Origin of the sequence: Pseudomonas moorei (assembly GCF_008801475.1) — a bacterium.
Taxonomy (GTDB): domain Bacteria; phylum Pseudomonadota; class Gammaproteobacteria; order Pseudomonadales; family Pseudomonadaceae; genus Aquipseudomonas; species Aquipseudomonas moorei.
The window spans coordinates 78204-103203 of the sequence record NZ_VZPP01000011.1 but is presented as its reverse complement, the minus strand read 5'-3'; the positions used below and the strand labels follow the sequence as shown (position 1 = coordinate 103203).

Genomic DNA, 25000 nt, shown 5'->3' with positions numbered 1-25000 from the left:
CGGCCTCGCTCCCGCCATTATCAAATGTGGGAGCGCGCGTGCTCGCGACGGGAATCTAACCGGCAACACGATTCTGGCGGGAGATCGTTTGTGCATTGAGCAACACCGCCTCCAGATGATCCAGGTGCTGGCTCAGCAAAAGCTCGGCTTTCCGGGTGTCCCCCAGTTCGACCGCTTGCAGAATCCCTTGATGGACCTGCCAAACGCAATAACCCTCCAACGGCGTATCAAACTGCGCAATCGCCAGTGAAGTGAGCGGCACAAGACTGCCGAGAAAATGCGCAAGTGGCGCATTGCCCGCCATTTCAGCCAACTGCAAATGAAACTCCCCGGACAAGCGAATCGCCGGGCCGCGCGCGGTGCATTGGCGCTCGCTATCGACCAGCGCACGCAGGCGCTTCAGCTGTTCTGGCAGCGGTCGCTGACAAGCCAGTCTGACCAGCGTCAGCTCGGTCAGGCGCCGTGCGTGCAGGGTTTGCCGAGTCTGCTCGGCATCGGGCGCGGCGACGCGGGGGCGATGGTTGGCTCGCAGGATGATGATTTGCTGATGGGACAGCCGCGTCAGTACGTTGCGAACTTCACTGCGTCGAACGTCGAACATCTGGCCCAGGCTGTCCTCGGTAAAGCGACTGCCAGGCGGGAGGCGCTGTTCGAGAATGGCGTCGAAGATCCGTGAATAAAGATCCTGTGCTGAGGGCTTCCCGACATTTGTTCCAGGGAAGGGCAGGGCGACGAGTGTTTGCGGTGAAGCGAAGCTGTTCATGGCCTGTCTCCAGTTCGAAGCGGTTTCAACTGCCGAAGTTGTCTTCCGGGATGTTCAATTCGATGCCCATCCGCTGGCCTTCACGAATAATGTGCCGACGCATCTCGGCGCTGGCCTGGGCGCTGTTCTTGCTGCGGATCGCGCGCACCACGGCTTCGTTCTCTTCGAGGCGTTCAGCCAGATGCTCCGGGGAGTTGCGCAGCACTTCGGCGCTTTGCTTGAGGGCGTTGCTGGTCTGCTGCACCACGCTCTGGAAGATCGGGTTGGATGTCAGCGTGAAGAGCTCTTCGTGGAACGCGATGTAGGCGTTGACCCCGGCCTCGCTGTCGTTGGCTTCCAGGGCTTCGCGCATGTCCATCAGGGTCAGGCGCAATTGCCCGACTTCCTTGCTGCTGATCGATTGCGCTACCAGGCCGACGATGAACGGCTCAAGGGTGTAGCGCAGTTGCAGCACGTCTTCCAGGCTTGCCGCAGCGACGGCGCTGTCGTGGCTTTGGCTGTCGCTGAGATTGGCCTCCAGCACCACCACGCCTTTGCCCGGCATGGAACGCACCAGACCGAGGGTTTCCAGGACGATGACCGCCTCACGCAGGCTCGGGCGACTGATGCCCAGTTGTTCGGCCAGTTCACGTTGTCCCGGCAGCATTTCGCCGGAACGCCACTGACCGCGGGCCAGCGCGGCCCGAAGTTTTTCCACGACTGAATTTACAACGGTCGACGAGGTAATCACTGTTCGCTCCATGAGCATCGAAAGTAGTAGGGGCTTACCGGCCCGGTGGACCGGCACAGCGTTCATTCAGAATTCCTGCTGATGCGCTGAAGCGGCCGGTTTTCGCGGCTGGAAGGTATAACCCACCTGGCCGGAAAGTACCTTGTTCGCCCGTTGCACATCGATGTCTTTTTCCCAGCGGGCAATGGCCACGGTTGCCACGCAGTTGCCGATCAGGTTGGTCAGCGCCCGGCCGATGCCCATGAACCAGTCCACGGCCAGCACCAGCACCAGGCCCACCACCGGTATGGCCGGGATTGCCGTCAGGGTGGCTGCCAGAATGACCAGTGCCGAACCTGGGATGCCATGCGCGCCTTTGGACGTGATCAGCGACACCAGCAGAATGGTCAGCAGGTCGGTCATGGCCAGCGGTGTGCCGGTGGCGTTGGCGATGAACACGATGGCCAGGGTCAGGTAGATCGAGAAACCGTCGAGGTTGAATGAATAGCCGGTAGGTATCACCAGCCCGACCGTCGAACTGCCAATCCCCAGGTGCTCAAGCTTGCGCATGATTTGCGGGAGCACGGCGTCGGACGAAGCAGTGCCCATGACGATCAGCAGTTCCTCGCGCAGATATTTGAGCAGCGGCCACATTCTCAGGCCGGACAAGCGCATCACCAGACCCAGGATCAACGCCACGAAGGCCGTGCAGGTCAGGTAAAACAAGCCGACCAGGCTGCCCAGGTGCTGCAGCGAATCGAGGCCATATTTGCTGGTGGTAAAGGCGATGGCGCCGAACACGCCAATCGGCGCCAGGCGCACGATCATGCCCATGATGCGAAAGATCACATGGCTGAGTTCATTGATCAGTCGCGAAATGCCCGACGCCGCTTCGCCCACCAGATTCAACGCGCTGCCGAACAGTACCGAAAACAGCAGGACTTGCAGAATGTTGTTGTCCGCAAAGGCACCGATCACCGAGGTCGGAATCAGGTCCATCAAAAACTGCGTGGTGGTGTGCATGTGCTGGCCGCGCTGGGCGATGTCACCCATGTCGGCAGCGGAAAGCTGATCCAGATGAATGTTCGCACCGCTGCCGATCCCGGTGCTGAAAGCGAACACCAGGCCAATCACCAGGGCGATGGTGGTCAGCACTTCAAAGTAGATCACCGATTTGAGGCCGATGCGCCCGACCTTCTTCAGGTCGCCGGCACCGCTGATGCCGCTGACCACCACGCAAAACACGATCAGGCCGATGAGCATTTTGATCAGCTTGATAAACCCGTCACCGAGGGGCTTGAGCTGAGCGGAGTATTCAGGGAGGGCCAGCCCGCAGACGATGCCGAGCACCAGTCCGAGAACCACTTGGAGGAAGATTGAACGCGAGCACCATCTGAGCATGGGAGGAATCCTGGTCGGTGTCCTGGCCGTCGTCCGCATGAGTCGATCGACGTCAGCACTTAATTATTGTGGTCTTACCGGTATGTCCAGTGCAGGGCCAGTCTAGGCACCAAATGCGGATGATCGCAAGTGAAAATTGAGTAATTGGCTTTACCGGTCTTACCAGTTGGGCGCAATGCTCTGGTTTTGAGCGGTTGGCAGAAAAAATCGGCAATGGCTGCCGATTTTCAGGGGGTGGTCGAGGTGGCATCGCGTGTCAGCCTCCGAATCCCATCAGTCGATGGTGCTCCAGAGGCGCTCTTTTCAAACACTGAAGGGTGTTTCAGGACGAGGTGTGAGCTACGTTTCTTTGAATAATGCTCAGGATGAAAGTTATCTTTGAACGCTCTTCGGTTTTGCCAAGATAAACATAGGGCGAGCCATTTAGTTTGAGTCCACCCCAGTAGTGTTTGTTTTTTATCTTGAGTGAAACGGCTGAGTGAGTGTGTCGCAGATTGTCCAATGTAACAGGTTCGCCTTGTTGGTTGAGGAGGGTAAAGACTGTCGGCTCATCAGTGTCAGGGTCAATGGCCCCAAAAGTATCCAGCGACTTTTCACAGATGATGTGATTGTAATATTCGCCTGTATTTTTTATTGAGAGTATGTAGCCATCGGCCGTATGCCGGAAGTGCAGCGTCAATGACTTCACCTCACCGATCTTCTCGTTGGGGCATATGCCAAGCCGGCTGGAGTGATTCTGGGTCTGCGGCTTGCCGGTAAAGAAGCCGCCGCTAAAGTGTTTAATGGTGGCCATGGCCGGTTTGCCATGGAGTTCTTCAAGTAGGTTTACTTTATGGTCAAACATTCTCAATGTGGCGATGAAAGATTTTTCGGTATTGCTATTCATTATGTAACCCGTTCATTAAGTTTGTTGGATGAGGCGGGTTTCAGGTTAAGTAGTTTTTATTGGTTTTTGGAATTGCGTGTGTTGCAAGGATTTAAATGGAGGGATATTGAAACAGGCGGTCTGAGTCGCTTGGGGGTGTTTTATTAAATGTGTTGCTTGTATTTATTCTGGCAATAAAAAACCGGCCATCTCTGGCCGGTTCTTTTACTGCGGTCTAGCGGGGCTTATCAAGCACCGTATACCGGCAGCTTCTTGCAGATGGCTTTGACTTTCTCACGAACGGCGTCGATCACCGCTTCGTTGTTCAGGTCAGCCAGGATGTCGCAGATCCAGCCAGCCAGTTCCTTGCACTCTGCTTCCTTGAAGCCACGAGTGGTCACGGCCGGAGTGCCGAAGCGCAGGCCGGAGGTCACGAACGGGGAGCGTGGGTCGTTCGGCACGGAGTTTTTGTTCACGGTGATGAACGCCTTGCCCAGAGCGGCGTCGGCGTCTTTACCGGAGATTTCCTGCTTGATCAGCGACAGCAGGAACAGGTGGTTTTCAGTGCCGCCGGACACGACGTCAAAACCGCGCTCGATGAACACGCCGGCCATGGCCTTGGCGTTTTTCACCACTTGTTGCTGGTAAGCCTTGAACTCAGGCTGCAGCGCTTCCTTGAAGCAGATCGCCTTGGCAGCGATCACGTGCTCCAGCGGACCACCCTGGGCGCCAGGAAACACGGCGGAGTTCAGCTTTTTCTCGATGTCGGCGTTGGCGCGAGCCAGGATCAGGCCGCCACGTGGACCGCGCAGGGTCTTGTGGGTGGTGGTGGTCACGACGTCAGCGAATGGAACCGGGTTCGGGTAGACGCCAGCGGCGACCAGACCGGCCACGTGGGCCATGTCGACGAACAGGTAGGCGCCCACCTTGTCGGCGATTGCACGGAAACGCGGGAAGTCCAGAACCTGCGAGTAGGCAGAGAAACCAGCCACGATCATTTTCGGCTTGTGCTCAACCGCCAGGCGCTCGACTTCGTCGTAGTCGATCAGGCCGTTGGCGTCGATGCCGTACTGGATGGCGTTGTACAGCTTGCCGGAGGACGAAACGCTGGCACCGTGGGTCAGGTGACCACCGTGGGCCAGGCTCATGCCCAGGATGGTGTCGCCAGCCGACAGCAGGGCCAGGTAAACAGCCGCGTTGGCCTGGGAGCCAGCGTGTGGCTGGACGTTGGCGTAATCGGCGCCGAACAGCTCTTTTGCACGGTCGATGGCCAGTTGCTCGACCACGTCTACGTACTCGCAACCACCGTAGTAGCGCTTGCCCGGGTAGCCTTCGGCGTACTTGTTGGTCAGTACCGAGCCTTGAGCTTCCATCACCGCAGGGCTGGTGTAGTTTTCCGAAGCGATCAGCTCAATGTGCTCTTCCTGGCGCTGAGCTTCTTGCTCCATGGCGGCAAAGAGATCGGCGTCGTACTTGGCAATAGTCAAATCACGGCTGAACATGGCGGTCCTCAAGGATCGGGGGCGGAAAAGGGGGGCATTCTAACCCAACGGGTTTTAGATGGCATATGAAACGACATCATGTCGCAGACAAGTGGGCTTCATGACGGGATCAGCGGTGAATGTGCCGGCCTTTTCGCGAGCCTGCTCGCGATAGGGCATCAGCAGCACCGAAAGACTTCAGTCAAACATGTACAGCGCATCATTGCTGAACTGCAGTTCAAACTTGTTGGCCGGCATCGGGTGGCCGAACAGGTAGCCCTGGACCTCATCGCAACCGTGCTCCCTCAGGAAATCCAGCTGCTCGTGGGTTTCCACGCCTTCGGCGATCACCGCCAGGTTGAGGCTGTGAGCCATGGCGATGATTGCCCGGGCGATCTGTGCATCTTGTTCACCCGACGGCAGGCCGTCGACGAAGGTGCGGTCGATTTTCAGCACATCGATCGGGAACTGCTTGAGGTAGTTGAGCGATGAGTAACCCGTGCCGAAGTCGTCGACCGCAATGCTCAGCCCGAGGTTTTTCAGGCCGTCGAGGATCTGCATGGCCTCGCTGACTTCGCGCATCAGGATACTCTCGGTCAGCTCCAGCTCCAGGCACGCCGGCGGCAGGCCGGTTTCCTTGAGAATGGTGGCGATCCGCGTGCCGAGCTGACCATCGGAGAACTGCCGGGCGGAAATGTTCACCGAGACCTTCGGCACACGCACCTTGGCCAGGTGCCAGTTCTTCAACTGACGGCAAGCCTCGCTGATTACCCAGTCGCCGACATCCACCACCAGGCCGAGCTTTTCGAGCACCGGAATGAAGTCCCCCGGCGGTACCAGGCCGCGTCGCGGGTGACGCCAGCGCAGCAGCGCTTCGGCTCCGGTCAGGCGCTTGCCGTCGCCGCTGAATTGCGGCTGGTAATACAGCACGAATTCGTTCTGCTCCAGGGCGTGGCGCAAATCGCTTTCCAGCTCCAGACGCTCCAGGGCACTGGCGTTCATGTCCGCCTGGTAGAACTGGAAGTTGTTCTTGCCACGTTCCTTGGCGTGGTACATCGCGGTATCGGCGTTCTTCATCAACTGGCTGAGTTCATTACCGTCCTGCGGGCTGAGGGCGATGCCGATACTGGCGGTGACGAAGAACTCCCGACCTTCGAGCACGAAGGGTTTCACCAGGCTGGCGAGAATCTGTTCGGCCACATGAATCGCCCGGTTCAAGGCGATCTGGCGATTGGCCCGCGGTTGCAGGAGCAAGGTGAACTCGTCGCCGCCCATCCGCGCCACGGTGTCGTCATCGTCGACGCAACCCAGCAGGCGCGTGGCCATTTCCTTGAGCATGCGATCGCCGGCGGCGTGGCCCAGGGAATCATTGATCGGCTTGAAGCGGTCAAGGTCGAGGAACATCAGCACCACCCAGGACTTTTGCCGTTCCGCCGCTTGCAACGCGGTGTGCAGGCGATCCTGGAATAGTGTGCGGTTGGGCAGGTGTGTCAGGGCGTCGTAATAGGCGAGGCGGTGAATCCGCTGTTCGCTGGCCTTGCGCTCGCTGATGTCGGTGAAGAAGCATACGTAACTGGCCAGGTCGCCTTCATCATCAAGCACCGCCGTGATGCCGACCCAGGCCGGATAGTGCTCACCATTGCGGCGCTTGAGCCAGACTTCACCTTCCCAGGTGCTGTGCTGGCTCAGTTGCTTGAGGACGTAACGCAGATGGGCTTCCTGTTGTTCGTCGACGGTCAGCATGTTGGGCAACTGGTCGAGTACTTGCTCCACGGCATAACCGCTGACGCGGCTGAATGCCTCGTTGGCCTGGACGATATAGCCGGCCGGGTCGGTGATCAGGATCGCCGAGGTCGAGTGTTCGAAAACCGTGGCCGCCATGCGCAGGTCTTTCTCGGCGCGGCGTTGCTGGCTGATGTCGCGACCCACCCCGAGCACACCCTCGAAAGCACCATGCTCGTCCCAGACCAGCACTAGCCGCAACTCGATGGGAATCTTGCGCCCGTCGGCCCGCAGGCAGTCGAAGAGGAACAATTGGGTTTGTACCTGGCTGCGCAACAGTGCCAGTTGATCGGGTTTATCCAGTGCTTTGCTGACCCGGTCCATGAGATTGAAGATGCCGGCCAGTTGCTGCGGGTTGGCGATGGTCGATTGCCAGCCGTTCTGGAAAATCCACTCGACGTCATAGCCCAGCACGGCGTGCACCGACGGGCTGACATAGTTGAGTACCAGGCGGCTGTCGGTGGAGAAAATCACGTCGCTGATGCTTTCGGCGAGCATCCGGTAACGCTGTTCGCTGTCGCGAAGTGACTCGCTGGCTTCGAGCTGGTCGGTGATGTCCTTGGCGACGCCGATGATCCGCGTGACCTGGTCGTACTTGTCCCGCGCCAGAGCCTGCTCGCGTATCTCAAAGCGCCGCCATTGGCCGTTGCGGTGACGGAAGCGCAACTGACACTGCATCAGCTGGCGGTAACCGGCCTGCCTTTGGGTCTGACGCGAGCGGCGGTAGAAGTCGGCGTCGTCGGGGTGCAGGAGGACTTCCCAGAAGTACTCGCCCAGCTGTTGCAGCTCGGTGCGGTTATAGCCCAGCGTCTGCCCCAGGTGGTGGTTGCTGAAGATCATCCGCTGGCTGATCACTTCCTGCACGTACAGGTGATCGGGTACGGTACGCACCACGTCGGACCAGAACCCTTCGCGCTCCAGCAGCGACAGCTCGACGAGCTTGCGGCTGGTGATGTCGGTGATGCTCAGGATCACCGCGTTATAGTCCTCGGGATTTTCCGGCAGGCGCAGCACCAGCCACAGGTGCTGGTCACGACCACCGGCGTCCTGGAGTTTGATTTCCAGTTCCAGCTGTTTCTGCTGGTTCAGGACCGCCTGGAGCACCTGATTGCCGATGGCACTGCCCTCAAGCGGATTGCCGTCGACCAGCAATTTCCAGGCTTGATCGGGCGTGGTGACGTTGAGCAGTTGCAGGGCGACCTGGTTGACCTCGGTAATGCGCAGCTCCTGCAGCAATTGCTGGCGTTGCTCCGGGACTGCCAGCCAGGCTTGCAGCTGCTCGTTGCTCTGCAATTGGGCCCTGTCGAGCAGGGACTTGAGGCCGGACATGTCGAGCACACACAACGCCACGCCGGTGCCTTCGAAAATCTCCTGATAACGTCGCCGGCCTTCATGCAACAGGCGCTGACGACGGCGCATGTTGAGCAGGGCGATAAAAGGCAGCATGGAGAAGGCCAGGCCCAACAGGCATTTGCCGATGAACGCCGGCAGCAGTTCTTCGAGCACACGCTGCCGATCGAACAGGCCGCGCATTTGCCAGTCGCTGCTGCTCAGCGGCACGGTCAGCACGCTGTTGGCCAGATCGTCCTGGGTCAGCATTCCCGGATTGATCAAAGGCAGCGCTTCATCGCGGCTGATGATCTGGTGATTGAAGCGGTTTTCCACCAGCCACTGCGGACGGCCATACGCTTCGTTCAGTTTGGTCAGGGATGAAAAAAACGTCGGTTTGAAGCGCAAGGCCCAGTAGCCACGTGTGCTGCCGCTGGCCTGGTGCAACAGCAGATGCACCACCGAGCCGTCGACGGCATTACTGAAGTAGTGGGGCTGGGCACTGCTGCGGCGTACCAGTTCACTCAGGTAATCAGCGTCTTCGCTATTGGGTGCGCTGTCAGTGAGGATGGTTCCGGACGGGCTGAGCAAGGTCAGGCTGATCAGGTCTGGCAAGGATTTCTGCAGCTTGCGCAGCAGCTCCTGCTGTTCGTCGGTGCTTTGCGGTTGTTCGACGATCGGTAGCAGATTCAGAGCGATCTGCGCGTTGAGCGCCATATTCAGACTGACCTGTGCGGCCAGGTCAGCGGTGTAATCGATGGTGTATTGACGCTGGGTTTTCTGGGTTTCGCGCAGTTGATCCAGCAGCTGCCAGAACAGCAAGGCGAGCAGCAACAGCACGAGCATCGCCAGCGCGCCTTTGAGTGTTCCGGGCAGGGTCGCGCCGGGCGCCGTTGTCGGTGCGCTGGTGGTCAGGGACGGAGGAACGTTGGACAAACTTAAATCCTGCGGTTTGGCTGGACTGGCGCGACGTGCACTATAAGCCGGACGCCCGAAGGGCGGCTAGCATGCCTTGAGTTGTGGCAAAGTGCCAGCCCCGCTCGGCTGGACGGCCATCTGTCATTGAGGTAGCTTTGCGGGTTACGCGGGAGCGTTCCAGCTCCTAAAATCAGACTTTTTTCAGCGCGCACGCCTTGGTCTCCATTAAGCGGACGACGCGCACGGTCTGGCCAGGCATCGTCTGCGCTTTAATCATTCATCTGTCACTGACCCTAGGTTCTCCATGGCTCAATACGTATTCACCATGCATCGGCTGGGCAAAGTTGTGCCACCGAAGCGGGAAATCCTGAAAAACATCTCCCTGTCCTTCTTTCCTGGCGCCAAGATCGGCGTGCTCGGCCTCAACGGTTCGGGTAAGTCCACGCTGCTGAAAATCATGGCGGGCGTCGACACCGAGTTCGACGGTGAAGCCCGTCCGATGCCGGACCTGAACATTGGCTACCTGCCGCAGGAACCGCAGCTCGATCCGACCAAGACGGTGCGCGAAGTGGTCGAGGAAGCCGTCAGCGTGATCAAGGACGCGCAAGCGCGTCTGGATGAGGTCTACGCCGCCTACGCCGATCCGGATGCCGACTTCGACAAACTGGCTGCCGAACAGGCCAAGCTCGAAGCGATCCTGCAGGCCAGCGACGGTCACAACCTGGAGCGCCAACTGGAAGTCGCCGCCGATGCGCTGCGTCTGCCGGCCTGGGATGCCAGGGTCGAACACCTGTCCGGTGGTGAAAAGCGCCGTGTGGCGCTGTGCCGCCTGCTGCTGTCCGCCCCGGACATGCTGCTGCTCGACGAACCGACCAACCACCTGGACGCCGATTCCGTCGCCTGGCTGGAGCACTTCCTGCACGACTTCCCGGGCACCGTGGTCGCGATCACGCACGACCGTTACTTCCTGGACAACGTGGCTGGCTGGATCCTCGAACTCGACCGCGGCGCGGGCATTCCTTACGAGGGCAACTATTCGGGCTGGCTGGAAGCCAAGTCCGATCGTCTGGCCCAGGAGTCCAAGCAGCAGTCGGCTCACGAAAAGGCCATGAAGGAAGAGCTGGAATGGGTGCGCAAAGGCGCCAAGGCCCGCCAGTCGAAATCCAAGGCTCGTCTGCAACGCTTCGAAGAAATGCAATCGCAGGAATTCCAGAAGCGCAGCGAAACCAACGAGATCTACATCCCGGCCGGTCCGCGCCTGGGCGACAAGGTCATCGAGTTCAAGAACGTCTCCAAGGGCTACGGCGATCGCGTGTTGATCGACAACCTGTCGTTCTCCATGCCTAAAGGCGCCATCGTTGGCGTGATCGGTGGTAACGGTGCCGGTAAATCGACGCTGTTCCGCATGCTGATGGGCAAGGAAACGCCGGATTCGGGTTCGATCGAAGTCGGCGAAACCGTGCAGCTAGCGTGCGTCGATCAGAGCCGCGAAGACCTGGACGGCAGCAAGACCGTGTTCCAGCAAATCTCCGATGGTTCCGACCAGATCCGCATCGGCAACTACGAGATCCCGTCGCGCACCTACGTCGGTCGCTTCAACTTCAAGGGTGGCGATCAGCAGAAGTTCGTCAAGGACCTGTCCGGTGGTGAGCGCGGTCGCTTGCACCTGGCCCTGACCCTGAAAGAGGGCGGCAACGTCCTGCTGCTCGACGAACCGTCCAACGACCTCGACGTTGAAACCCTGCGTTCCCTGGAAGAAGCCCTGCTGGACTTCCCGGGCGCTGCCATTGTGATCTCTCACGATCGGTGGTTCCTGGACCGCGTCGCCACTCACATCCTGGCGTACGAGGACGACTCGCAAGCAGTGTTCTTCGAAGGCAACTACACCGAGTACGAAGCCGATCGCAAAAAGCGCCTCGGCGAAGCCGCTGCCCAGCCGCATCGGGTACGCCACAAGAAGCTGGCCTGATTCGGGTCGGTGATGTGAGTTTGTTGGTCTAGTCCTGGCGACGGAACAACGACTAATGGAAAAAAATCCGATGTCTTCCAAGGCGTCGGATTTTTTTTGTCTGCCTGAAAGTGGATGGTTTGTAAGTAAAGGTTCTAGGCACGAGTAAGTTTTCGTATTCGACAGTAACAAGTTGTGAGGGTGATGTGTCTCACGAGGTTTTCTGTCATTGCGCTGTTTTCTTGCGTTGAGTCGCGCTATCAATGCATTCGTTAAGGGGCAGGTTTGATATTTCAGGACTGAGGTTTTTCAGGGGTTTATATTCTGTAATGGTTGTCGGGTTTCAATTATTGGCTGGTCAGCTATGGTGCCTCGGTGTTCTATTGGTTGGTTGAAATAACAGCCTGACGTTAAATAATAAATAAAAGACCGCTGATTCGAGTGTTTCTGATTTTAACGCTGGTTATTGGGCGGGCTGATTATTTGTATGCGTGACATCGCCTTGTGACGTGTCGCGCGATACTGCCGAAGTAGAGGGATAAAATGACAAAAAATCTAGCAAATGCTCATGGAAATGTATGGCCTGAATATATGAATGGCGTTGCTCAGCAGAACTACTTGAAAGCCGAACAGGGCATTCTTGAAGCTGCCGCCCAAGGCTATAGTCACTGGTATATCGATGGGAGTTTGCCGGGGGAGCGACCAGCGGAATGGACGACCAGTCGGATAGAAGCCCTGCAGGAAACGATGGGGAGGCTCAACGTTAAGCCTGTTTATCATGGAAACTTCAAGGCCCCTCTAGGCAGCGATGTGCCTGAATTGGGTGGCGCCGCCCTTGACTATATAAAGCGCGAAGTAGACCTGAGTGCATCTTTGGGTGGTGCACCTGTCATAGTTCATGGTGGTGGTATCGTAGAGCCGCGTCTGGTCATTGAGGCTCGCCGCACCGGGCTGGCCATGCTTATCGATAATCTGGGTGAGTTGGTTGAATATGCACGCCAGCGTAATGTTGAAATATGGCTGGAAAACCTCAGTAACTATACGAGGTTTCATCCGTTCTACTACATATGTGTTACCGAAGATGAATATGTTGAAGTCTTGGATAACGTACCCGGGTTGAAGTTTTTTTTTGATGTGTCACATGCCCATGTCAATGACGGAAATCCGGTAGCGGTTTTCGAGCGGTTACATCAGCATGTAGTGGGTATGTCGTTCAGCGATAATAAAGGGGACCGCGATTCACACTTTCCGCTAGGCAGAGGGTCGTTGGACTATCCCGGGCTTGTCGAAGCAATAATGAAGCATGAGTGGCGAGGTCTGATCGGGTTCGAAACACGTGGCAGTACATTGTCTGAAAGCCTTGCGCATCTGAAAGCCATTGGCAGTCGCCTTGCAGGCAAAGTCGATTGATACGGGTAGTCCCTCGGGTCGTTTGGCAGCAGGCGACCTGAATCACCAAGAAATCGTGCTGATTCCCATTCGAATCAAGGAGTCCTTGTGGGCGCTTTTCAAGAAAAAATTCGTCGTAGTAAAAGTGATGCTTTTTTTAACGGTTGTATTGATTCGATTCCTGTTTGTTTAGCGTTCATGTTCATGTTTTTTTCCATCGGGGTCCTGTTGGCTTCGGCCGGGTTTTCCCTGACTCAATCCATCGTGATGACATTGGCTGTGCACGCTGCTCCCTTGCAGGTATTTATCGGGCAATCAGACGGGAATATAGGTGTTTGGACGTTGATCATGATTACGCTCGTGGTGAATTTCCGGTTCCTCATTATGTCTTCGGTGCTGTGCGAGCAATTCAAGTCGGTATCCCTGGCGAAAATGATATGGTCGGTACAATTGCTTTCCGTATCAACCTTTACATTAGCCAATTCGAAAAAAGACAACCATCATGACAGTTATCGTTACTATCTTGGGTGTGGTCTATCCAGCTTGTCAGTTGCTGTATTTGCCACGCTACTGGGTTATGTCATTCGTGCTGATCTGGGTGTCATGGCCTATGCACTGATCGCAATGATCCTGCCTATTCATTTTACTGCGCTTGTCGGGATGTCCTGGCCGAAGTGGAAGCCTGTTGCAGCTACCGCAATAGGATTTGCTGCTACGCCCGTGGTGGGTGCCTGGCTGGGTATGTATCACGTTTTCGTTGTTCCGTTGTTGCTGGGGGCGGTGTTTATTTTTGCTGACAAGGTAAGTGGTAAGAAGTCATGAGTAATTGGAGTCTGATATTGATTGCGGCAAGCGTTTCGTATGGTTTGCGTTTTCTGCCGGTGTTGATTTTTAGAAGGTTTAAAGTTAGTGGAGAAGGCAGTGTATATGTTTTCTTGAACTATGCAGCTTGCGCGGTAACTGGTGGGATTATTTACTCGATAGCATTTGGTGATGTTTTATTTGAAGATTGGTTGAAGCATTTTGAAATGGCTCAGCTTATAAAGTTGATGGTAATAGGTCTGTCATTTTTTGTTGCGGCCTATACGCGAAGTGTTATCAAGTCGTTGTTGTGTTGTGCTGTTGTGTATGCAGTTCTTTTATATGCACTTTGATCCGGTTGGGTCGTGAAACCATTTGGGGTGATCAGGGATGAATTTTTTTGCAGGGTTTGACAAGCCGCCGAGCCAGCTAACGCGTCAAGAGCTAGAGGTGTGCTATGCGCGGGTCATGGAAGCCGCGCTGGATATTAATATGACCCGAGGATTGCCCTCGCCAGCGCAGTTGCAATTGGCCAACCCCTACCTCTCGCTACCCGGAACTTCCGATTTCGTTTCCAGGAGTTTGATTGACTGGCGAAATTATGGCTGCCTGCAAGGTATGCCGGAACTGCGGGAATTAGTCGCCGAGGTGTTGCTGGGGCTACCAGCCGAGCAGATCGCAGTAGGTGAAAACTCCAGTCTGGCCTTGATGCACGAGGCGCTCGGCTACGCGTTCAGTCATGGATTCAGCACAAGTCCACGGCCTTGGATAAAGGAGCCCTCGATCAAGTTTCTTTGCCCTGTGCCGGGTTATGACCGGCATTTCGCGATGTGCGAGGAGTTCGGTATGGAAATGGTACCGGTTCCTCTTCTTGAGACGGGCCCCGACATGGATCAGGTTGAGCGGTTGGTGGCCTCAGACCCTGCAATCAAAGGCATGTGGTGCGTTCCCAAATACAGCAACCCTTCGGGTGCGATCTATTGCAATGACACCGTGGAAAGGCTCGCGAAGATGCCCACGGCAGCCAACGACTTCGTGCTGCTCTGGGATAACGCTTACGCCGTCCATCATTTGACCGACGACGAAGTACCGAATCAACCGCTGGCGAAGTTATGCGAAGAGGCCGGGCATATTGATCGACCTCTGGTATTCGCATCAACTTCGAAAATTCTGCTGCCGGGAGCCGGTCTGGCTTTTTTTGGATCATCGCGGGCAAACCTCGCCTGGTGGTTAAAACATCGCAGGAGCCGGACGATTGGCCCAGACAAAGTCAATCAGTTGCGTCATCTGCTGTTCTTTGGGAGCAGTAAGGGGCTGGTTGATCACATGAAGAAGCATCGGGTGTTGCTTGCACCAAAATTCGAGCGACTTGAGGCCGAGTTGTTGCAAGGTTTGGCCGATGTGAGGCAGGTGGCCTGGACTACGCCAAAGGGCGGGTATTTTGTCAGTCTCGATTTGCCCAAGGGATGCGCTTCCCTGGCCGTAAGGCTCGCGCTCCAGGCAGGTGTCGCGCTGACGCAAGCGGGTGCGACTCACCCCGGCGGGACGGATCCGCACGACCGCACGATTCGGCTGGCACCCACCTATCTGGACCTTGATACGCTGTCCATGGCGGCTAAGGCGTTGGTGGTATGTGTGTTGCTCGCCATTGCTCAGAACGAGTGTTCCGGTAACGGACCTTGAATCATCACCGCCCAGTAGTCGAGGCCTCCAAAACCGTGCGTCGCCGGAGTTGGAGATCCCTGTTTGGGTGCATTAAGTTGGTTTGATGCACGGAAAAATTACATCCGTGCACCATTTAAATTCATAAATGCGACATTATGCGCTGTTCTTGTGCGCAAGTCGTTTGTTACAGTCCGGCCCGATCTCTTCCAACGACAAAAAATTTGCCGAGACTTTTCCATGATCGAATCCGTCGAATCCTTCCTTGCCCGCCTCAAAAAACGCGACCCGGATCAGCCTGAATTCCACCAGGCCGTGGAGGAGGTTTTGCGTAGTTTGTGGCCGTTCCTTGAAGCCAATCCACGTTATTTGACCTCGGGCATCCTGGAGCGGATTTGCGAACCGGAACGGGCGATCGTCTTTCGGGTTTCCTGGGTCGATGATCAGGGCAAGGTCCAGGTCAATCGCGGTTTCCGTATCCAGATGAACAGCGCCATCGGCCCGTACAAAGGCGGCCTGCGTTTCCATCCGTCGGTGAATCTTGGGGTATTGAAGTTCCTGGCTTTCGAACAGACCTTCAAGAACTCGCTGACGTCATTGCCCATGGGCGGTGGCAAGGGTGGCTCGGACTTCGACCCGAAAGGTAAAAGCGATGCGGAGGTCATGCGCTTCTGCCAGGCCTTCATGAGCGAGCTGTATCGCCACATCGGTGCTGACGTCGATGTGCCGGCCGGGGACATCGGCGTCGGCGCTCGAGAAATCGGTTTCCTGTTCGGCCAGTACAAACGCCTGAGCAACCAGTTCACCAGCGTGCTGACCGGCAAAGGCCCGAGTTACGGCGGCAGCCTGATTCGCCCGGAAGCCACGGGTTTCGGTTGTGTGTACTTCGCCGAGGAAATGCTCAAGCGTCGCGGTGAAACCGTCGAAGGCAAGCGCGTGGCGATTTCGGGGTCGGGCAACGTGGCGCAGTACGCCGCGCGCAAGGTCATGGACTTGGGTGGCAAGGTGATTTCACTGTCCGATTCCGAAGGCACGCTGTACTGCGAAAGCGGTTTGACCGAAGCGCAATGGCAAGCGGTGCTGGAACTGAAAAACGTCCAGCGTGGGCGCATCAGCGAATTGGCCGGCCGTTTTGGCCTGGAGTTTCTCGCCGGCCAGCGCCCTTGGGGGCTGAGTTGCGACATCGCCTTGCCGTGCGCCACGCAAAATGAACTGGATGCCGAGGCGGCCCGTGCGCTGCTGCGCAATGGCTGCACCTGTGTGGCGGAAGGGGCGAACATGCCGACCACCCTGGAGGCGGTGGATCTGTTTATCGAAGCGGGCATTTTGTTCGCGCCGGGCAAGGCGTCGAACGCCGGTGGTGTTGCGGTGAGCGGGCTGGAGATGTCGCAGAACGCCATGCGCCTGCTGTGGACCGGTGGTGAAGTGGACAGCAAGCTGCACGCGATCATGCAATCGATCCACCATGCCTGCGTGCATTACGGGGAAGAGAACGGCCAGGTCAACTATGTCAAAGGCGCGAACATCGCCGGCTTCGTCAAAGTCGCCGATGCCATGCTCGCCCAAGGCGTGGTTTAAGCCGGTTCGATGCGGATGATTTCAATCAGTTGATCGCCGGCCGGGCGTTGCCACAGCACCTCGTCGCCGAGCTGCGCCCCGAGCAACGCCCGGCCCAGCGGCGACGCCCAGTTGATCAGGCCGACCGTCGCATCGGCCTGATCCTCGCCCACTATTTGCACCGTTTGCTCGTAGTTGTGCTCGTCCGCAAACGTCACCCGGCTGCCGATCTGCACTGTCTTCTTTGAGCTGGCGGGAGGCACCACTTGAGCGCTTTGCAGGCGCTGGCTGAAATACCTCAAGTCGCGCTGAAGATCAGCTTCGCGCTGCTTGTCGGCCAGGTCACCCTGGGCGTTCAGCTCTCCCAGCAGGGTTTGCAGTTCGGCGACTTTTTCCTGCAACTGGGTCAGGCCGGAGGGGGTGACGTAGTTGGGCTGCGCGCTGACCTGTCGTTCGACCGGCTGATCGGCTTGTGCAGCGGCATTATCTTCATTGACGAAGGCGCGACTCATGGTTTTTCTCCCGGTATAGGATTTGGGCCATGGTTGCAGGCTTTTAGTTTCGAGGGATGTCTGTCAGCGACCTGTGGCGAATGGCATCCCCGGGCGGCACGTTCATTCCGACAGGGTGACACGTTATGTTTGACTTAGTAGTGATACCACTTCACCTCCAGCATCACTTCGTTCTCGGGCGTGGCCAATTGGCTGAATTCGCGCTGGGCACTCAGGCGTAATCCCAGGTTTCGCGACAATTCCCATTGCTGGTTCAGGCTCAGGCCACGGCGCACTTCGCCGTTGGTGAAGTAATCACCCTTGGCCTCCAGGCTGAAGTTACCCAGCGGGTTTTTCCACAGCACGCCGGTGTTGAAACCTGCTGCGGGGGCAATAAAGCCGGCGAAGTCATTGTTGTGCTCCAGGCGCACGGTACCCAGGGCAAAACCCAGCGTATCGTCGCCCAGTTGCCAGGTACCACCGCCGCCGCCGTTGACGTGGCTCACCAGGGTTTGGTCGCCATGTTTGCCCGGCACCCGCTCCAGTCCACCGGTGACCTGCCACGACAGGGGCTGCAGCAACTCGTTGCGCGGGGTCAGGGAGCGGATGGTCGCCAGATCCAGTTGCTGCAACTGCCAGTCATTGCCTTCGTACTGGCGCAGTTTGAGCTGGAGGATTTCGATCTGCGCGCCGAGAGGGAAGCTTTCGGCGTTGTCGTTGAGGTCGTGATAGGCCATGCGCAAGCCGTATTCACCAAACGCCTTGTCGCCCCGGGTGCCGAGGCCGGCTTGCCAGGTGCGCGATTCGTGACCGTCTTCCGGCAGGCCGGGTTGCGGGATGTCCAGTTCCGGTGCCGGGTTCTGGTTGATCGCCCGCAGCAGCTCAAAGCTGCGCTGTGCCCGTACGGGGTCGCGCTCCTGGCCATTGGCCCGGTAACGCTCGAGTCGGTAGGCGGCATCGATGACCAGCGCCTGTCGGTCGCGGGGCTTTGCCTTGAACGCCGGATCCTGCAACTGTTCCTGGTCGGCGCTGATCTTCAGCACCCATTGTTGTTCTTCGGCTGTCAGCGGCTCGGCGCGACTCAGCAGTTCCCGTTCACGGGATGGCCGATATTGAATGGACTCCACCAGCCCGGCCTCTTTCACCGCCTTGACGGTGTCGGTCGGAATGGCCGTCAGGGGGAATTGCTCGGTCAGGCGCAGGCTCGGGCGAGCCACTTGCAGCAGCTCCAGCAGCCGATAGGAACAGTTTTCGTCGAAGAAAAAATAGTCGAACTTGATCTGTTTCAGTTCCCAGACGTGCTCGACCATGCGCGCGGTTTCTGCCTGGGTCAGGTTCAGGCGGTATTCCCACAGGTCGCGGTTTTCCAGGCTGCGGTATTCCGAGAGTTTTTCCTGGTACGGCACCAGCGCAAACAGGCCCGGATACCCGCCCATCAAGCCTTTCCACGCATAGAGGATGCTGTTGTCCGAGCCTTCGATGTAAGCACCGAAGTTGATCGCGTAGCTGAGCAGCGAAGTCTTGTCGGTCTGAACGTCAGCCTGATCGATACGCAGCAGGGTGTGGCCGAACATCGACGAAGGACTGTTCAGGTACGCAGCTGGAAAAATCATCACCGTGCTGTGGGGCGAAACGTCCTTGAACCACTGTTTGAATTCAGCGCAGTCCAGGGTCGGCAGGTCCGTCAGGTTGAGCTGTGCTTTCAGCCAGCGGGTGCGGGCCGGGTAAACGCATTGGGCATGCTGTTCGCCAGCACTGGCCGGGGCATACAGCGCTTGTACGGTGGCCGCCAGTTCGTGATCCGGATGTTCGTTGCCATCGGTGGCGAGGAAGAATTTTTTGTCACTGACGTAGCTGCGCCAGCCGCCGAGCTTGGCGGTTTCGTAATGACCCAGGGAAATCCAGAAAGGATCGTTGGCCAGTTGCTGCAAACGTTGTGGATCGACATTAGGCGCGGCGGACAGCGGGGCGCACACACAGAGCGCCAGCCAGGCAAGGCGTTTGAGCATAAGTGGCAACTTAATTCGAAAAAAAACAAAGACCCAAAGTGGTGGATGCCAATTGACCGTAGGAGCTGGCAGACCCAAGAGGGGCAGGTCCAAAAAACAAAACCCGCTTCCCTAAGGAAGCGGGGTCCCTTCGAGCTTAAGCTTGAGTCGCGTACTTGGCCAGACGAGGGTCGTTTTTCAGAACGGCCAGGGTGTTGGTATGCACATCTTCAGCGGTCACGTCGGCCTTGCTGAAGATCTGCTGGAAGTGCTCGTGAGTGACAGCGGCGAAATGCGCACGGTCTTCCGGCGCCACGCCCAGTACCACAGCGTATGTGGTCAGCGCTTCGCCCTGACCTTTAGCCATGTCTTCGGACAGCTCGTTCATCATGCCATTCATGGCAAACCAGGATTTGCCGCCATAGGTCAGCGCCGCGTTGGTCGCGCAACCGTTGGTACCGGAAGTCATGCCGAAGGTTGCGTTACCGGAGGTTCCGTTGGTGGTGGATGCCAGGAAGTGAGCCGGAGTGCCACGCTGACCTTCGAACAGCATGTTGCCCCAACCGCAATCCGGACCGCCTGGCGCCTGAGCCATGGCGTTGAGGGATGCAACGGTGAAGAGAGTACCGAGAAGAATCCGTTTCATAGCTTTGTTCTCTTTTAGATGCGTACCAATGGAAAAGGGGGTGTGGCCCGTTCCGGCGCCAGTTGGGCCGGTTATTAGTCCAGCCGCGCAGTTTGGAGTTTAGGCAGGATCACGGGGTTCCGTGATTTTTTGCAAAACAATCGACGGATTCGGTGATTTCGCGTGGCTCTGCGTCGCGGTTTCGACTTGTCTATGCTTTGGCCTGAGGCGCTCCTTGCCAGTCGGGCATGGGCAGCGCCAGAATGCCGCTATCTGCCCCGCCTGATGTAAGGAAGCCCGATGCCTGATCCTGTTGCTGCCAGCTTGCGTCTAGCGCCTGAAGCGCTGACCCGTCCGTTTTCCGCTGAACAGTTCAGCTTCTCTACCACTAATGATCTGGAGCCCTTCCGCGGTGTGCTTGGCCAGGAACGTGCGGTCGAAGCCTTGCAGTTCGGTGTGGCCATGCCACGCCCCGGTTACAACGTGTTCGTCATGGGTGAACCCGGCACCGGCCGGTTTTCGTTCGTCAAACGCTATCTGAAGGCCGAAGCCAAACGCCAGCAGACCCCGGCGGACTGGGTCTATGTCAATAATTTCGATGAGCCACGCGAGCCCCGTGCACTGGAATTGCCGTCGGGCACTGCCGGTGCCTTCATCGGCGACATCAACGGTTTGATCGACAACCTGCTGGCGACCTTTCCAGCGGTGTTCGAGCACCCGTCCTATCAACAAAAGAAAAGCGCCATCGACCGCGCATTCAACCAGCGCTACGACAAGGCGCTGGATGTCATCGAGCGCCTGGCGCTGGAGAAGGACGTCGCGCTCTATCGCGACAGCAGCAACATCGCCTTCACGCCGATGGCCGAGGGCAAGGCGCTGGACGAGGCGGAATTCGCCCAGTTGCCGGAAGCCGAGCGTGATCGCTTCCACGATGATATTTCAGCGCTGGAAGAGCGTTTGAACGAGGAACTGGCCAGTCTGCCGCAATGGAAGCGCGAGTCGAGCAATCAGCTGCGTCACCTCAATGAAGAAACCATCACCCTGGCCCTGCAGCCGTTGCTCTCTCCATTGTCGGAGAAATACGCAGAGAACGCGGCCGTGTGCGGTTACCTGCAAGCCATGCAGGTGTACCTGCTCAAAACCGTGGTCGAGCAACTGGTGGACGACAGCAAGACGGATGCCGTCGCCCGCAAACTGCTGGAAGAACAATACGCGCCGAGCCTGGTGGTCGGTCATGCCACCAGCGGCGGTGCGCCAGTGGTGTTTGAACCGCACCCGACTTACGAAAACCTGTTTGGTCGCATCGAATACAGCACTGACCAGGGCGCGCTGTACACGACTTACCGGCAGCTGCGGCCGGGTGCGTTGCACCGGGCCAACGGCGGTTTCCTGATCCTTGAAGCGGAAAAAATGCTCAGCGAGCCGTTTGTGTGGGACGCGCTGAAGCGCGCTCTGCAATCGCGCAAGCTGAAGATGGAATCGCCGCTTGGCGAACTGGGGCGCCTGGCCACCGTGACCCTGACCCCGCAAAACATTCCGTTGCAGGTCAAAGTCGTAATCATCGGTGCCCGCCAGCTCTATTACACGCTGCAGGACCTCGATCCGGACTTCCAGGAGATGTTCCGTGTCCTGGTGGATTTCGATGAAGATATCCCGATGGTCGACGAGAGCCTGGAGCAATTCGCCCAGTTGCTCAAAACCCGTACTTCGGAAGAAGGCATGGCGCCGTTGACTGCCGATGCGGTGGCGCGGCTGGCGACTTACAGCGCGCGCCTCGCTGAGCACCAGGGGCGTTTGTCGGCGCGCATCGGCGATCTGTTCCAGTTGGTCAGCGAAGCGGATTTCATCCGTCACCTGGCGGGCGACGAAATGACCGATGCCGGCCATATCGAGCGTGCGCTCAAGGCCAAGGCCACCCGTACCGGGCGTGTGTCGGCGCGGATTCTCGACGACATGCTGGCCGGGATCATCCTGATCGACACCGACGGCGCGGCCGTCGGCAAGTGCAATGGCTTGACGGTGCTGGAAGTCGGCGATTCCGCCTTTGGTGTACCGGCACGGATTTCCGCCACGGTGTATCCGGGCGGCAGCGGTATCGTCGACATCGAGCGTGAGGTCAACCTCGGTCAGCCGATTCACTCCAAAGGCGTGATGATCCTCACCGGGTACCTGGGTAGTCGCTACGCCCAGGAATTCCCGTTGGCGATTTCCGCGAGTATCGCGCTGGAACAATCCTACGGTTACGTCGACGGCGACAGTGCCTCGCTGGGTGAGGCGTGCACGCTGATCTCGGCCCTGTCGAAAACGCCGCTCAAGCAGTGTTTTGCGATCACCGGCTCCATCAACCAGTTCGGTGAAGTGCAGGCGGTGGGCGGGGTCAACGAGAAGATCGAAGGTTTCTTCCGTCTCTGCGAGGCCCGCGGATTGACTGGCGAGCAGGGCGCGATCATTCCCCATGCCAACGTCGCGACGCTGATGCTCGACGAGAAAGTGCTGGCGGCGGTGCGCGCGGGGCTGTTTCACGTTTACGCTGTGCGCCAGGCGGACGAGGCGCTGAGCCTGCTGGTCGGCGAGCCGGCGGGCGAGCCGGATGAGAACGGCGAGTTCCCTGAAGGCAGTGTCAACGCGCGGGTGGTTGAACGCTTGCGGGTCATTGCGGAAATGATCAGCGAAGATGATCTCAAGGAAGCCGAGAAAGAAGCGGCGCAGGAGGCGCTGGTCGAAGCCAAACCGGCCTGATACAAAACAATCCATGGATTAAACCGGTCCACTGCGGGAGCGAGCCTGCTCGCGATGACGGATTCACATTCAGCATGTTTGTTGACTGTCAGTCTGTTATCGCGAGCAGGCTCGTTCCCACATTTGTTTGTGCGTATCCCAAAGTGCCATCACTCTGGCGTCAATATTCACACTATGACCATTCGGCGCCTTCTGGTCTCACTTGACGTGCTAGTCAGACTTTTCTTCTATTATCTGCTCAAGGATATCGACAGTAATCACTGGATCGAGACAGCCTTCCCGTGGGGGCTGAATACCGGATCTAACGAGGGTCGCCGCCATGTCGCGCAACCTCTGCCTCACCCGTCAATGCCTGGGTCTTGTGACCCGTATCGAATGCGCCATCAAGCCGTTAGCAGGCGATACGGGCATGTGGACCTTACTCTTCGCCGCCGGAATGGCGGGCGAGCAACCATCAGCCATCAAGGCTCAAGGCCCGTTTCATGGCCCATTTGTCGCTGAGTCGATACTCGATACCATCGTTGAAAGTCTGACCCTGCACGGCTATGAACTGGCCGATGACCCGCAGATCTGGTGCCTGCATCTGCAAGCCCAGTTGCGGGAAATCAACGGTGGTCGTTGCCGTAGCGTCGGTGGCTTCGAGTTCCGGCCCGAGCACTAATCGCTATTGGACCAGATGGGACGTGTCGGCCTTGTCGAGCTTGACCTCGAAACCATATTGCACAGTGGCGAGGTCAGTTCGCTGATAGGTTTCCAGCTGCGTGGGTTGCCCGTAGAAGTAATGCACGGCAAATAATCCAGGACCTTCCGGGCTCGCATCGTGATTGACCGCCAGAATTTCCTTCAGGTAGTTGCCGGTGTCATCCTTGGCGAAAAAACGCCAGTCCTGATCGGGAAACACTTTCAGATCCACCACCAGCGCATTGCCCTTTAGCTCAAGCCCCTTGGGCAACTGATGGGCGTCGACGGTCTTTTTTTCGACCGTCGCCAGGAACAGCGGCATGGAGCCCACCACATAGGCCGGGGTTTCCGGAAACAGGTTCAGGTCGTAGGTGATCGTGCCGCGTAGCGGATCGACCTGGTAAGCCTCGGCCGGCAGTTCGATGGGCTCGTCGCGTTTGCCGCGACTGTCCTCGGTGAAGAAACTGACGGGGCTGTCGCCGGGATTGAAGGACGAGCCAAGCAGTTCATCGTTGAAACTTCTCAGGTGACTGAATTCGACCCGTGCAGCGCTGGGGTCATCCACCGATTGGCTGATGCTGACACCTTTCTTGAGCTGTTCCTCGGTCAGCGTCGCGCCTTTGAGCCAGGTCGTGGCCTGGTCGTCATACACCACCACCGGCAGGCTCAATGGCTGGATGGTTTTCTCCGTGGTGTTGCGGTCGAAGCGACGGACCGGCAGGTTCAAATCCTTGCGAGTCACGGTGGCGCCGGGAAAATCCAGCAGGCTGACTTCGAGGGTTTCGATCGGCCCATTGAAATACACCTTCGAGTAATGACGGGTCTGCTTCTTCTCAAAGGCGCGCTGTTCTTCGTCGAGCTGTTTACCGAATGCTTCGCTCCAGGTCTTCTGCTGCTGCATTTTTGCCAGCTGTTGTTGGTAGAAGGCGATTTGCGTGGGGGTTTCGTTGATCGAGCCCGAGCGCGTGAGGAACTGTCCGGTGGTGTCCCTGGCCTGGACGATCAGAGGATTGAGCGGGGTGTCGCCGATTTCCGGCGCAAGCGGCGCGCTGTTGTTGAATTCTATTTCGGCGTAGTTCTGGGCCAGTTTGAGCAGGGTGACGCTGAGGTTGTCATCGGTGCGAGTCTGGCCCACGTCCTTTTTCGTCAGGTTGAAGCTGTGGAGCCGGCGCGGCGCAATGACTTCCAGCTTGCCTTGCAGGCTTACCGGTTGCGGCTGGTTCTTGTGGTCGATGTCCAGGCCTTCGATGAACGGGTAGGTGACCGTGAGGTCATCGGGGTTGTTCAGGCTGGAGCTCGACGGGCTCAACTGAATGCCCGGATCGGTTTCCGACCATTCGGGCTGAAAGGTTACGACACGTTTGTTGCTCAGCGTGACCGACTGCCATTCCAGCCCATGGGGAAACAGAAACGCCGCCGGAGCGTTGAAGTTGAAGGGAAAGACCGGTTGCAGGTCGGTGAGGTAGTCGGAACTGGAGTCTTTGCGCAGCACAAAGAGGCCGTTGACGTAGGTGTCGACCAGGGCCTGGGGCGTTGGGTAGTGCTTGAGTACGGCGAGGGCGTCCTCACCGTATTCGGTTTCAACGGGTTTGCGGTTGAGCTTGAGTTGCGCGCGCTCTAGCAGCAATAGCGAGCCGCCCAGCTCAGCCACGGCATCCTTGAGTTTCGGGTCGGTGATGGCGTCCAGGGATTTTTCGAACTGCGCGGTCCTTTCCTCAAGACTGACCTGACGCTTTTCTTCGCCGGGTGAGCAGGCGCCCAGCAACAGGGCCAGGCAAATTCCAGCACTCGTCAAAGGTAGTCGCACATCCATTTCCACTCTTCCTGTCCGATATCACGGGGCTGTCAACAGTTTGGACACTAGCAGAAAA

The 25000-nt window shown here is 57.9% G+C and carries 17 protein-coding genes and 1 pseudogene; 8 read left to right on the top strand and 10 right to left on the bottom strand.

Annotated features, from left to right (window positions below; all coding sequences use genetic code 11):
* Positions 1-55: 55 nt before the first annotated feature.
* The 6 genes and pseudogenes from F7R06_RS21465 to F7R06_RS21440 form a co-directional block, all read right to left on the bottom strand.
* The gene (locus tag F7R06_RS21465; RefSeq protein WP_090325323.1) at positions 56-763 is read right to left on the bottom strand and encodes a GntR family transcriptional regulator; all 708 of its coding nucleotides are present in this window, start codon (positions 761-763) and stop codon (positions 56-58) included.
* 25 nt (positions 764-788) lie between these two features.
* The gene (locus F7R06_RS21460) at positions 789-1493 is read right to left on the bottom strand and encodes a FadR/GntR family transcriptional regulator (RefSeq protein WP_090325321.1); all 705 of its coding nucleotides are present in this window, start codon (positions 1491-1493) and stop codon (positions 789-791) included.
* A gap of 62 nt (positions 1494-1555) precedes the next feature.
* Positions 1556-2873 (bottom strand): annotated as a pseudogene (locus tag F7R06_RS21455) (C4-dicarboxylate transporter DctA).
* 322 nt (positions 2874-3195) lie between these two features.
* Positions 3196-3759: a hypothetical protein gene (locus F7R06_RS21450; protein WP_090325319.1), complete on the bottom strand. Its 564-nt coding sequence runs from the start codon at positions 3757-3759 to the stop codon at positions 3196-3198.
* 227 nt (positions 3760-3986) lie between these two features.
* Positions 3987-5240: a serine hydroxymethyltransferase gene (gene glyA / locus F7R06_RS21445; protein ID WP_090325318.1), complete on the bottom strand. Its 1254-nt coding sequence runs from the start codon at positions 5238-5240 to the stop codon at positions 3987-3989.
* Positions 5241-5417: 177 nt separating this feature from the next.
* Positions 5418-9266, bottom strand: coding sequence for a sensor domain-containing protein (locus tag F7R06_RS21440; protein ID WP_090325317.1), 3849 nt, complete (start codon positions 9264-9266; stop codon positions 5418-5420).
* A gap of 286 nt (positions 9267-9552) precedes the next feature.
* Between F7R06_RS21440 and ettA the strand changes: the two genes are divergently transcribed.
* From ettA to gdhA, 6 genes are all read left to right on the top strand, one after another.
* On the top strand, positions 9553-11217 hold the full coding sequence (ettA, locus tag F7R06_RS21435) for an energy-dependent translational throttle protein EttA (protein ID WP_090325316.1): 1665 nt from the start codon (positions 9553-9555) through the stop codon (positions 11215-11217).
* A gap of 522 nt (positions 11218-11739) precedes the next feature.
* A complete protein-coding gene (locus F7R06_RS21430; protein ID WP_090325315.1) occupies positions 11740-12606 on the top strand; it encodes a sugar phosphate isomerase/epimerase family protein in 867 nt (288 codons plus the stop codon).
* An 87-nt stretch (positions 12607-12693) separates the two neighbouring features.
* Positions 12694-13407 (top strand): AzlC family ABC transporter permease, encoded by a 714-nt coding sequence (locus tag F7R06_RS21425; RefSeq protein ID WP_090325314.1) that lies wholly within the window; start codon positions 12694-12696, stop codon positions 13405-13407.
* Positions 13404-13739, top strand: a complete 336-nt coding sequence (locus tag F7R06_RS21420; protein WP_090325313.1) for an AzlD domain-containing protein — start codon at positions 13404-13406, stop codon at positions 13737-13739. The genes F7R06_RS21425 and F7R06_RS21420 overlap by 4 nt, the downstream gene beginning before the upstream one ends.
* A 37-nt stretch (positions 13740-13776) precedes the next feature.
* Entirely contained in the window at positions 13777-15069 is a 1293-nt protein-coding gene (locus F7R06_RS21415; protein ID WP_090325312.1) for an aspartate aminotransferase type Ic, read from the top strand.
* Between the two features lie 219 nt (positions 15070-15288).
* Positions 15289-16626 carry an NADP-specific glutamate dehydrogenase gene (gene gdhA / locus F7R06_RS21410; protein WP_090325311.1) on the top strand — a complete coding sequence of 446 codons (1338 nt, stop codon included), beginning with the start codon at positions 15289-15291 and terminating at the stop codon, positions 16624-16626.
* Here gdhA and F7R06_RS21405 read toward each other — a convergent pair.
* The 3 genes from F7R06_RS21405 to F7R06_RS21395 all read right to left on the bottom strand — a co-directional run bounded on the left by F7R06_RS21405 (position 16623) and on the right by F7R06_RS21395 (position 19730).
* The gene (locus tag F7R06_RS21405) at positions 16623-17117 is read right to left on the bottom strand and encodes a GreA/GreB family elongation factor (RefSeq protein WP_090325309.1); all 495 of its coding nucleotides are present in this window, start codon (positions 17115-17117) and stop codon (positions 16623-16625) included. The genes gdhA and F7R06_RS21405 overlap by 4 nt on opposite strands.
* Positions 17118-17251: 134 nt before the next feature.
* Positions 17252-19105: an Lnb N-terminal periplasmic domain-containing protein gene (locus tag F7R06_RS21400; RefSeq protein WP_090325303.1), complete on the bottom strand. Its 1854-nt coding sequence runs from the start codon at positions 19103-19105 to the stop codon at positions 17252-17254.
* A gap of 136 nt (positions 19106-19241) precedes the next feature.
* Complete coding sequence (locus F7R06_RS21395; protein WP_090325302.1) at positions 19242-19730, bottom strand: DUF3015 domain-containing protein; 489 nt, start codon at positions 19728-19730, stop codon at positions 19242-19244.
* A 279-nt stretch (positions 19731-20009) separates the two neighbouring features.
* On the opposite strand from F7R06_RS21395, the gene F7R06_RS21390 reads away from it, so the two are divergent.
* Complete coding sequence (locus F7R06_RS21390; protein ID WP_090325301.1) at positions 20010-22448, top strand: Lon protease family protein; 2439 nt, start codon at positions 20010-20012, stop codon at positions 22446-22448.
* Between the two features lie 319 nt (positions 22449-22767).
* A complete protein-coding gene (locus F7R06_RS21380) occupies positions 22768-23109 on the top strand; it encodes a PA4575 family protein (protein WP_047533476.1) in 342 nt (113 codons plus the stop codon).
* 3 nt (positions 23110-23112) lie between these two features.
* On the opposite strand, the gene F7R06_RS21375 is transcribed toward F7R06_RS21380, so the two are convergent.
* Entirely contained in the window at positions 23113-24942 is a 1830-nt protein-coding gene (locus F7R06_RS21375) for a hypothetical protein (protein ID WP_090325299.1), read from the bottom strand.
* Positions 24943-25000: the final 58 nt, after the last annotated feature.

Bases quoted from the DNA above. Each gene is read 5' to 3' on its own strand.
- F7R06_RS21465 (WP_090325323.1), bottom strand. From the start codon at position 763: ATGAACAGCTTCGCTTCACCGCAAACACTCGTCGCCCTGCCCTTCCCT.
- F7R06_RS21450 (WP_090325319.1), bottom strand. From the start codon at position 3,759: ATGAATAGCAATACCGAAAAATCTTTCATCGCCACATTGAGAATGTTT.
- glyA (WP_090325318.1), bottom strand. From the start codon at position 5,240: ATGTTCAGCCGTGATTTGACTATTGCCAAGTACGACGCCGATCTCTTT.
- ettA (WP_090325316.1), top strand. From the start codon at position 9,553: ATGGCTCAATACGTATTCACCATGCATCGGCTGGGCAAAGTTGTGCCA.
- F7R06_RS21430 (WP_090325315.1), top strand. From the start codon at position 11,740: ATGACAAAAAATCTAGCAAATGCTCATGGAAATGTATGGCCTGAATAT.
- F7R06_RS21420 (WP_090325313.1), top strand. From the start codon at position 13,404: ATGAGTAATTGGAGTCTGATATTGATTGCGGCAAGCGTTTCGTATGGT.
- F7R06_RS21415 (WP_090325312.1), top strand. From the start codon at position 13,777: ATGAATTTTTTTGCAGGGTTTGACAAGCCGCCGAGCCAGCTAACGCGT.
- gdhA (WP_090325311.1), top strand. From the start codon at position 15,289: ATGATCGAATCCGTCGAATCCTTCCTTGCCCGCCTCAAAAAACGCGAC.
- F7R06_RS21405 (WP_090325309.1), bottom strand. From the start codon at position 17,117: ATGAGTCGCGCCTTCGTCAATGAAGATAATGCCGCTGCACAAGCCGAT.
- F7R06_RS21400 (WP_090325303.1), bottom strand. From the start codon at position 19,105: ATGCTCAAACGCCTTGCCTGGCTGGCGCTCTGTGTGTGCGCCCCGCTG.
- F7R06_RS21395 (WP_090325302.1), bottom strand. From the start codon at position 19,730: ATGAAACGGATTCTTCTCGGTACTCTCTTCACCGTTGCATCCCTCAAC.
- F7R06_RS21390 (WP_090325301.1), top strand. From the start codon at position 20,010: ATGCCTGATCCTGTTGCTGCCAGCTTGCGTCTAGCGCCTGAAGCGCTG.
- F7R06_RS21380 (WP_047533476.1), top strand. From the start codon at position 22,768: ATGTCGCGCAACCTCTGCCTCACCCGTCAATGCCTGGGTCTTGTGACC.
- F7R06_RS21375 (WP_090325299.1), bottom strand. From the start codon at position 24,942: ATGGATGTGCGACTACCTTTGACGAGTGCTGGAATTTGCCTGGCCCTG.